Raw genomic sequence first — 7,975 nt, forward strand, 5'->3', positions numbered from 1 at the left:
GTCTTGGTCCTTGATCGGGTGATGATTCAGGCGGTTTGCGGGATCAGTGCATCGGCATAGAACCGGCGGGCGACATCCGGATGCGAACGCAGGCGCCCCTTGAGGTAATTCCAGCCGACGTCGCGAAACAGTGGGTTGAGCGGATCGCTGGCCGGCCCGCGGGCTTCACGCAACAGTGCGGTCGGCAGCGGATACAGCGGCACCACAGCGTCGAGTTGCGCACCGAGGAAAAACGCGATCGACAGGCGTTCACTGCCCGCCGGCGGCGAGACCACCCGGTGCACGGTGGCGCGCAGGTAACCATTGGTAGCCAGTTCCAGCAGTTCGCCGATGTTCACCACCAAGGTGTTTTGACGCGGCAGTGCATCGATCCAGCGCCCCTCCTCGATCTCCACCTGCAGACCGGCCTGCTGGTCTTGCAGCAGGAAGCTGAGGAACCCGGAATCCTTGTGCGCGCCGACGCCCTGCTGGCTCGCGTTGGCGGCCTGGCCTGGATAGCGCATCAATTTGATGTGTTCGTTGGGCTTGTCGCCGTACAACTGATCGAACGCGTCCGCCCGCAGCGACAGCGCCTGGGCGAAGGCGCGCAGCAGGCGCAACGCCATGTGTGTCATCGCTCGTTGCCATTCGAGCAGCAGGGGTTTGAGCTCAGGCAGCGCCGCCGGCCATTGGTTGGGCCCCTGCAACCGTGCCCAGAACGGACTGTCCGCGTCCAGCGGCAAAGCCTCGCGCTCGGCCCCGAGATCGAACTGCTCACGCCAGTCGGGTTGACCACGGGTGATCTCGGAAGCGGCACGGTTGTAACCGCGAAAATGCGGCGAATTGATCATGCCGACGGCAGTCTTTTCGTGCTCGGACAAGGCGAAGAACTGCCGGGCATGATCCTGCACCTGCTTGAGCAGGTCGCTGTCGATGCCATGGCCGGTGAGATAGAAAAAGCCGACGTCACGCGCGGCGTGACGCAGGTTTTCAAGAAATTCATAACGCTGTTGCGCGGTGCCTTCGAACAACGAAAGGTCCAGCGTCGGCAGCGCGGTGATATCCAGGGTATGCGGCATGATTCACTCCCGTGTGAACCAAACCTGAAGAGCCTTTGATCGATTCAGCGTGTGCCGTCATGGCAATCGGGGGTCTATCGGTTTGATGCGTTTGATTCGTCGTGAGACAAAACTAAACGATCTTAAAAACGACAAACAAATACCCTTTTTGCATTAGCTTAGGCCTGACGCTCACGTTTGCCGTTAACGCGAAAACGCTACTTCTCCAACGGCAGGAATCTGAGGCAGGGAAATCCCGTCCTCATGCGCAGTTGCTGGATGGGTTGAACACTCTCCTGATCGCCAACCTTCTTCATCACGACTATCCCGCAATGGTATTGGTCGTGGTTCAAGACAGGGATGAGACCAGGCTTGGTTTCACTCCAGAAGCCGCTTTTGACGAGGTACGTCGCGCCAGCCTGCGGTGTGAAGGCAAACGGAATCTGACACTGCGCGCCACCCACCACGTTGGTGTAATTCAGGACAAGTTCTTTGTCCACGGCGACTTTCGACTCGATGTATTCACCGTTATAGGGCAGCGGGGTGAACCCCGCGTAGCAGGTTTTTTCGCTGAAGGTGATGGCGTCCAGTGTGGTGCCAGAGCCATATTTCAAGCGAACAGTGGCCGAAGGCTCGTCCGCGCGAGGAAACTCATACTGCTTGCCCATGAAAAGTGAAGTGCAGCCACTGAGCACGACAGTGCCCGCCACCAGCGCGCACCCAGCCAATTTGCGAAACCCGAACATCAAGCGCTCCCTGATACCTTCGCCTCTCCCTGTGATGACCAGGAGTCGGACCTGTTTGAATATTGCCTACGGTCTGACTCGGCTGCTTGCGCAAAAACCTTAATGCCAACGACAACCTGTCTCGACAGTCATCGAGGTGAGGAGCGCTTCAATTGATCAGCGGGCCGGGTCATAAAACGGCTCGACCGCCACCCGGCTGCCGACAAAGAAACTGTCAGCCACCAGCCGCAGTGGCTGCAGATCCATGTCGCTGGCCCGGTCGCCAATCAGTTGCCGGAAGTGGCGATACACCGCCGTGTACTCGCCCTCCTCCGACACCGCCTGGCGCACGCCGTCGATGCTCAGCAGTGCCCCGCCGTTATCCAGACGCAGCAGCCCTTCGGCGCAGCGAATCTCGATGCTCCAGAGTTCGTCGTGACCGTGGTCAAAATCGAACTCGGCCTGCACATCAAGCCGGTTCGCGTCAGACATCTTGATCGACGCGGCAATCGGCGACTGGCAGTTGTCCGGTACGCGCAGTTCGGCGGCTTCGACAATCAATGGCTGCGCCAGCAAACGGGTGACAATCGACAAGGCATTGATGCCCGGATCGAACACGCCCAGACCACCGGGCTGCCAGATCCACGTCTGACCGGGATGCCACTTGCGCACGTCTTCCTTCCAGTCGATCTGCACGCTTTGCAGCGTTCGGCTGGCGAGCCAGTCGCGGGCGGCCTCAATCCCGGGGGCGTAGCGCGAATGCCAGGCGAACAACGCACTGACACCCTGCTGCTGCGCTTGACTGATCAAGGCCATCGCCTCGCCCAGCGTGGCGCACGGCGGTTTTTCCACCAGCACATGTTTGCCGGCAGCCAGCGCCTGCTGCACCAGTGCGAACCGACCTTGCGGCGGCGTACAAAACGCAATCGCATCCACCTGGGGGCCGTTTTCCAGCAACTCGCTCAACGAGGAAAAGTTCTCCACCCCGGCACAGGGTTTGCCTTGCGTGGCGACCGACACCAGGTGAAACCCGGGATTGGCGTTGATCGCCGGCACATGTTGATCCTGGGCAATCTTGCCGTAGCCCACCAGACCGAGACGGATCGGTTGCATCAGTGACTCCTGTTTTTGTCTTGTTGTCGTCAGCGAGTGCGCAGATTAGCCGCAAACGTCAGGGAATACCCAGCACAGGCTGATCAAAAACCGCAGAAGCCAGCACTCACCTCACCGCGCCGGGTAGCGTGGGTCGATGCAGCGGCGCAAACGAAGAAAGCCTGCTTTTCAGGGCAGGCTTTCATTTTTACAACGCTGCAGTCACTTCTGCTGCGCGGTCAACGCCGAATAACTGTTCATCAAGTTGCGATAGTTGGGAATCCGCTGCGACAGCAAGTTACCCAGCCCTTCGATGTCGTTGCGCCAGTCGCGGTGCAGCTCACAGGCCACCGAGAACCAGTTCATCATTTGTGCGCCGGCCTGGGTCATGCGGCTCCAGGCGGCTTGCTGGACGGTGGTGTTGAAGGTGCCGGAGGCGTCGGTGACGACGAACACGTCGAAGCCTTCGGCCAGTGCGGACAGGGTCGGGAATGCGACGCAGACGTCGGTCACAACGCCGGCGATGATGATCTGCTTGCGGCCGGTGGCCTTGATGGCCTTGACGAAGTCTTCGTTGTCCCAGGCGTTGATCTGGCCTGGACGGGCGATGTACGGGGCGTCGGGGAACATTTCTTTCAGTTCCGGGACCAGCGGGCCGTTGGGGCCTTGTTCGAAACTGGTGGTGAGGATGGTCGGCAGGTTGAAGAATTTCGCCAGGTCGGCCAGGGCCAGCACGTTGTTCTTGAACTCGTTTGGCGAGAAGTCCTGAACCAGAGAAATCAGACCGGTCTGGTGGTCGACCAGCAGAACTACGGCGTCGTCTTTATTGAGGCGGTTGTAGGTTGCAGTGCTCATGGTTGAATCCCTTTTCTTGGTTGTGGTAGTTGGCGTTGCGTTGAACATGGGCACAGATTACGGACACAACCGGAGCGGATAAATCGGTTGAAAAGCGTTTCACTGTCAACTCAAAAGGGACAATAAGCGGTTATGAGCTAATAACACCTTCATTAAGCCGTCTTCCAAACGTTGTACTAGGATAGGATCCAATTGCTGGAATTGCGTTGGCCCGGGAACACGCTCGGCGCACGGTCAGGAATGGATCGTTTCACCTGTAAATCATGGATGACGCTTATGAACTCACACCTGTTTCCCCACATCGGTAAAGTCATTGCCAGCACCGGCAGCCGGCACTTTCCACGGATGCTGCATGACTTGATCCAGACGCAACTGGCGGTGGACGCCATGCACATCTGCCAGATGCGCGTCGAGCCGGTGGGCCGCCCCCACCGCAGCCAGGCGGACGCCGGCAAGGACCCGGCCCTGCTGGCCGAAACGGTGTTCTCCGAACACAGCGCCGCGCGCAGTGCCGAGCCGGTCGACGCGCACCCGGCCAGCACTGATGCCTCACAACTGCACCTGACCCGACGCAAGGACGGCTACCGCTATGTGATCTCGGTGTATCGCAACGATCAGTCGCAACGTTTCTCGGCCCAGGAGCGAAGTTTGTTGCAGGATATTTCTCCGGTGCTGTTGCCGATGGTGGAAAAACACATTCACGCCCTGCAACCGCCAAGGGCCAACGTTGACGATCAGGCGCCCAACGCCGACGGCACGCAACCGGGACTGGACAACCTGCGCCAGCGTTTCGGCGAACGGCTGCAGCAACTGGGCCTGAGCCTGTCCAATCGCGAAACCGAAGTGTGCATCGGGCTGCTCGCCGGGCGTACCGCGCCGGAGCTGGCCGAGCAGTTACAGTTGAAGGTCAACACGGTGGAAAGCTACCTCAAGCGCGCCGCGATCAAACTGGGCATCAGCGGCCGGCATTCGTTGATGCGCTGGATGTATTCACCCGACGACACCGGCCACGCCACCAGCGCGGCCTGAGCCGGACCACCCACAAAAAAACCGCCGCCCTCCCGGACGGCGGTTTTTTTGTGGGCGTTGTTCAGTCCCGTGCCAGCGCCTCGATCGGGTCCAGACGCGACGCGTTGCGCGCCGGCACGAAGCCGAAAACGATGCCGATCAGCGTCGAGCAAATCACTGCGGTGATCACCGAGGCCAGCGAGAAGACCATTTCCCATTCCTTGATGAACACCGAGAACAGGTGCCCGATGGCATACGACAGGGAAATCCCGATCGCCCCGCCGAGCAGACAGACCATCACCGCTTCCACCAGAAACTGCTGACGAATGTCCGACTGACGCGCACCGACCGCCATGCGAATGCCGATCTCCCGCGTGCGCTCGGTGACCGACACCAACATGATGTTCATCACGCCGATGCCGCCGACCACCAGCGAAATCACCGCGATCAGCGACAGCAGCAGCGCCAGCGAGCGGCTGGTTTTCTGCACGGTCTGCAGCACGCTGTCGAGGTTGTTGGTGTAGAAGTCCTTGATGCCGTGGCGTTGGAGCATCAGCTGGTTGACGTGCTCCTCCACCACTTTGCTCGACTGCCCGTCCTTCATCCGCACGCTGATGCTGTCGAGGAAGCGTTGGCCCAACAGACGGCCGGCGGCGGTTTCGTAGGGTACCCAGACGTTGAGGGTCTTGCCTGAGGCAAACAGGTTCTTGTTCTCTGCCGCCACGCCGATCACCGTGCACGGCAGGTTGCCGATCAGGATCACCTGGCCCAGCGGATCAACGCCCTCGGCAAACAGCCGATGCCGGGTGTTGTAGTCGATCACCACCACTTGCGCCTGACGCCGGGCGTCGTTTTCGCTGAAGGCAATCCCCGCCTCCAGCTTGATCCCGCGTACCTGGAAATACTGGTCGCTGACACCGTTGATCTGCGCGTCGAGGTCGATGTTGCGGTAACGCAGGAGCATGCTGCGGCCGACCACCGGGGTTGCGCTGTCGACGTAGTAGAGCTGATTCAGCGCGGTGACGTCGGCTGGCACCAGTGTCTCGATGGACGCGGCGCGCTTGTCGCCGAAACTGGTGCCGGAATAGATATCGATGGTGTTGCTGCCGATTGCCGAGATGTCCTTGAGCACGTAGCGCTTGGCGCCCTCGCCGATCGCCGAAATCGACACCACCGAGGTGATGCCGATGACGATCCCGAGCATGGTCAGCAAGGTGCGCATGCGGTGTGACACCAGCGCCACCCAGGCCATGTTGAACGCCTCTTTGAACAGGCCCAGGCTGGCCACCAGTCGGCGGGTTGCCGGGGGTTTCGGCGCCACGTCCTCTTCACTCGGCAGTTGCCCGCTATCGCGCTCGTTGAGGCGGTCGCTGAGGATTTCACCGTCGCTGACCTCGATGATGCGTTCGGCGTTGGCCGCGACTTTCGGATCATGGGTCACCAGAATCACCGTGTGCCCGGCGGCGTGCAGCTCAAGCAGGATGCGCATCACTTCCTTGCCGCTGGCGGTGTCGAGGGCGCCGGTGGGTTCGTCGGCAAGGATCACTTCACCGCCATTCATCAGGGCGCGGGCGATACTCACCCGTTGTTGCTGGCCGCCGGAGAGCTGGCTTGGACGGTGGGTCAGGTGCCCGTCCAGCCCCAGCCGCGCCAGCAACTCGCGGGCCCGGGCGTGACGCTGCGGCGCGGGGATGCCAGCGTAGATCGCCGGCATCTCGACGTTGTGCATCGCACTCAGGTGCGGCAGCAAGTGATAACGCTGGAAGATGAAGCCGAAGTAATCGCGGCGCAGCTCGGCCAGCGCCTGATCATCGAGGTCGCGGGTTTCCTGGCCATTGATCTTGTAGCTGCCGGCGGTGGCGTAATCGAGGCAGCCGAGGATGTTCATCAGGGTCGATTTGCCGGAGCCGGAGGCGCCGATGATCGCCACCATTTCTCCGGCATGGATCGTCAGGTTGATGTTGTTCAGGGCCAGGAACTCGCGGTCGCCGGCGGTGAAACTGCGGGTGATGCCGGTCAGTTGCAGCAGCGCGTGCGTCATGCTCAGGCCCCCGCCACGGCGGGCAACGGCTCGCCGATCACCACCCGGTCGCCTTCACTCAGGCCCTGGTTGATCTGCACTTTGACGTTGTTGTTGATCCCGGTCTGAACGTTGCGCGACTGCGCTTGGCCTTTGGCATCCAGCACCCGCACCGGAAAGCTGCCATCGGCATTGCGTGGCCCGAGTGCGGCCACCGGCACGGTCAGCACCGATTGCGCGGTGTCGAGGACGATACGCACCTGCGCGGTCATCGAGATGCGCAAGCGATGATCGGGGTTGGGCACGTCAAACAGCGCGTTGTAGAACACCGCGGTGTTCTGTTTCGGCGTACCGGCCGGCGGCGTTTCGAGGAAATTCTGCGGCGCCGGTTCAGTGCCGCGCAGCTTGCCGTAATAACGTTTGTCCTCGCCGAGAATGGTGAAATACACCGCCTGCCCCGGCGCGATGTGAATCACATCGGCTTCGGAGACCTGGGCCTTGATGGTCATGGTGTCGAGATCCGCCAGTTTCAGCAGCACCGGCGCCAACTGGTTAGCGATCACGGTCTGGCCTTCCTGGGTGACGATGCCGACCACGTCACCGTCGATGGGCGCGATGATCCGCGTATACGCGAGGTTGACCTTGGCGGTGTCGATCTGGATGTGTGCACTCTTGATCTGCGCCTCCAGCGACAACAGGTTGGCCTGCTGCACCTCGTAGTTCGATTGCGCGGTTTCGAAATCCTGACGCGAGATCGACGCGTCTTCCTGCAGGTTCTGATAGCGCTCGTAGATCGCTTTGGTTTGCTTGAGCTGGGCTTGCGTCGCACGCTTTTGCGCTTGCAGGTTTTCCTCGTCGACCTGGGCCTGACGCAGGGTGTTCTGCAGCACCAGCGGATCGATTTCCGCCAGCCACTGGCCCTTCTTGACCTTGTCGCCGACCTTGACCTTGAGCGACTTCAACTGCCCCGACACCTGCGCGCCGACGTCCACCTGCTTGATGCCCTCGAGCAAACCGGTAGCCAGCACAGTGTTTTCGATGTCCGTACGTTCGACCGGCGCCGTCTGATATTTCGGTGCTTCGGCGGGTGCCTGCACCGTGTACAGCACCAACCCGGCCACCGCCGCCAACGCCAACCCCATACCGACTTTGCGCAACTTCGACTTTTCCATAAATAACCACAAGTTCGTTCAGGGATGGACCCGGCCAGCGGCCGGGTCTTGATAGAAAAACCACAC

7 protein-coding genes are annotated in these 7,975 nt (G+C 60.8%); 1 reads left to right on the top strand and 6 read right to left on the bottom strand.

Going from position 1 to position 7,975, the window contains the following annotated elements:
* Nucleotides 1-26: 26 nt before the first annotated feature.
* The 4 genes from J5M57_RS24085 to ycaC all read right to left on the bottom strand — a co-directional run bounded on the left by J5M57_RS24085 (nucleotide 27) and on the right by ycaC (nucleotide 3,709).
* Nucleotides 27-1,058, bottom strand: a complete 1,032-nt coding sequence (locus J5M57_RS24085; RefSeq protein ID WP_207849306.1) for an isopenicillin N synthase family oxygenase — start codon at nucleotides 1,056-1,058, stop codon at nucleotides 27-29.
* 197 nt (nucleotides 1,059-1,255) lie between these two features.
* Nucleotides 1,256-1,783 carry a hypothetical protein gene (locus J5M57_RS24090; protein WP_169840475.1) on the bottom strand — a complete coding sequence of 176 codons (528 nt, stop codon included), beginning with the start codon at nucleotides 1,781-1,783 and terminating at the stop codon, nucleotides 1,256-1,258.
* A 156-nt stretch (nucleotides 1,784-1,939) separates the two neighbouring features.
* Nucleotides 1,940-2,875, bottom strand: a complete 936-nt coding sequence (locus tag J5M57_RS24095) for a Gfo/Idh/MocA family oxidoreductase (RefSeq protein WP_207849305.1) — start codon at nucleotides 2,873-2,875, stop codon at nucleotides 1,940-1,942.
* A gap of 201 nt (nucleotides 2,876-3,076) precedes the next feature.
* Entirely contained in the window at nucleotides 3,077-3,709 is a 633-nt protein-coding gene (ycaC, locus tag J5M57_RS24100; protein ID WP_007966399.1) for an isochorismate family cysteine hydrolase YcaC, read from the bottom strand.
* A gap of 276 nt (nucleotides 3,710-3,985) precedes the next feature.
* Here ycaC and J5M57_RS24105 point away from each other — a divergent pair, with 276 nt between their 5' ends.
* Complete coding sequence (locus tag J5M57_RS24105) at nucleotides 3,986-4,738, top strand: helix-turn-helix transcriptional regulator (RefSeq protein WP_207849304.1); 753 nt, start codon at nucleotides 3,986-3,988, stop codon at nucleotides 4,736-4,738.
* Between the two features lie 61 nt (nucleotides 4,739-4,799).
* On the opposite strand, the gene J5M57_RS24110 is transcribed toward J5M57_RS24105, so the two are convergent.
* Together J5M57_RS24110 and macA are read right to left on the bottom strand one after the other, a co-directional pair.
* The gene (locus J5M57_RS24110; RefSeq protein ID WP_207849303.1) at nucleotides 4,800-6,758 is read right to left on the bottom strand and encodes a MacB family efflux pump subunit; all 1,959 of its coding nucleotides are present in this window, start codon (nucleotides 6,756-6,758) and stop codon (nucleotides 4,800-4,802) included.
* A gap of 2 nt (nucleotides 6,759-6,760) precedes the next feature.
* Nucleotides 6,761-7,909 (bottom strand): macrolide transporter subunit MacA, encoded by a 1,149-nt coding sequence (macA, locus tag J5M57_RS24115; protein ID WP_064587244.1) that lies wholly within the window; start codon nucleotides 7,907-7,909, stop codon nucleotides 6,761-6,763.
* Nucleotides 7,910-7,975: the final 66 nt, after the last annotated feature.

This window comes from Pseudomonas sp. 86_A (assembly GCF_017491705.1).
In the GTDB taxonomy this organism is placed as follows: domain Bacteria; phylum Pseudomonadota; class Gammaproteobacteria; order Pseudomonadales; family Pseudomonadaceae; genus Aquipseudomonas; species Aquipseudomonas koreensis.

Excerpts from the sequence above, each read along its gene's own strand:
- J5M57_RS24105 (WP_207849304.1), top strand. The coding sequence starts at position 3,986 with ATGAACTCACACCTGTTTCCCCACATCGGTAAAGTCATTGCCAGCACC.
- macA (WP_064587244.1), bottom strand. The coding sequence starts at position 7,909 with ATGGAAAAGTCGAAGTTGCGCAAAGTCGGTATGGGGTTGGCGTTGGCG.
- J5M57_RS24090 (WP_169840475.1), bottom strand. The coding sequence starts at position 1,783 with ATGTTCGGGTTTCGCAAATTGGCTGGGTGCGCGCTGGTGGCGGGCACT.
- J5M57_RS24110 (WP_207849303.1), bottom strand. The coding sequence starts at position 6,758 with ATGACGCACGCGCTGCTGCAACTGACCGGCATCACCCGCAGTTTCACC.
- J5M57_RS24095 (WP_207849305.1), bottom strand. The coding sequence starts at position 2,875 with ATGCAACCGATCCGTCTCGGTCTGGTGGGCTACGGCAAGATTGCCCAG.
- J5M57_RS24085 (WP_207849306.1), bottom strand. The coding sequence starts at position 1,058 with ATGCCGCATACCCTGGATATCACCGCGCTGCCGACGCTGGACCTTTCG.
- ycaC (WP_007966399.1), bottom strand. The coding sequence starts at position 3,709 with ATGAGCACTGCAACCTACAACCGCCTCAATAAAGACGACGCCGTAGTT.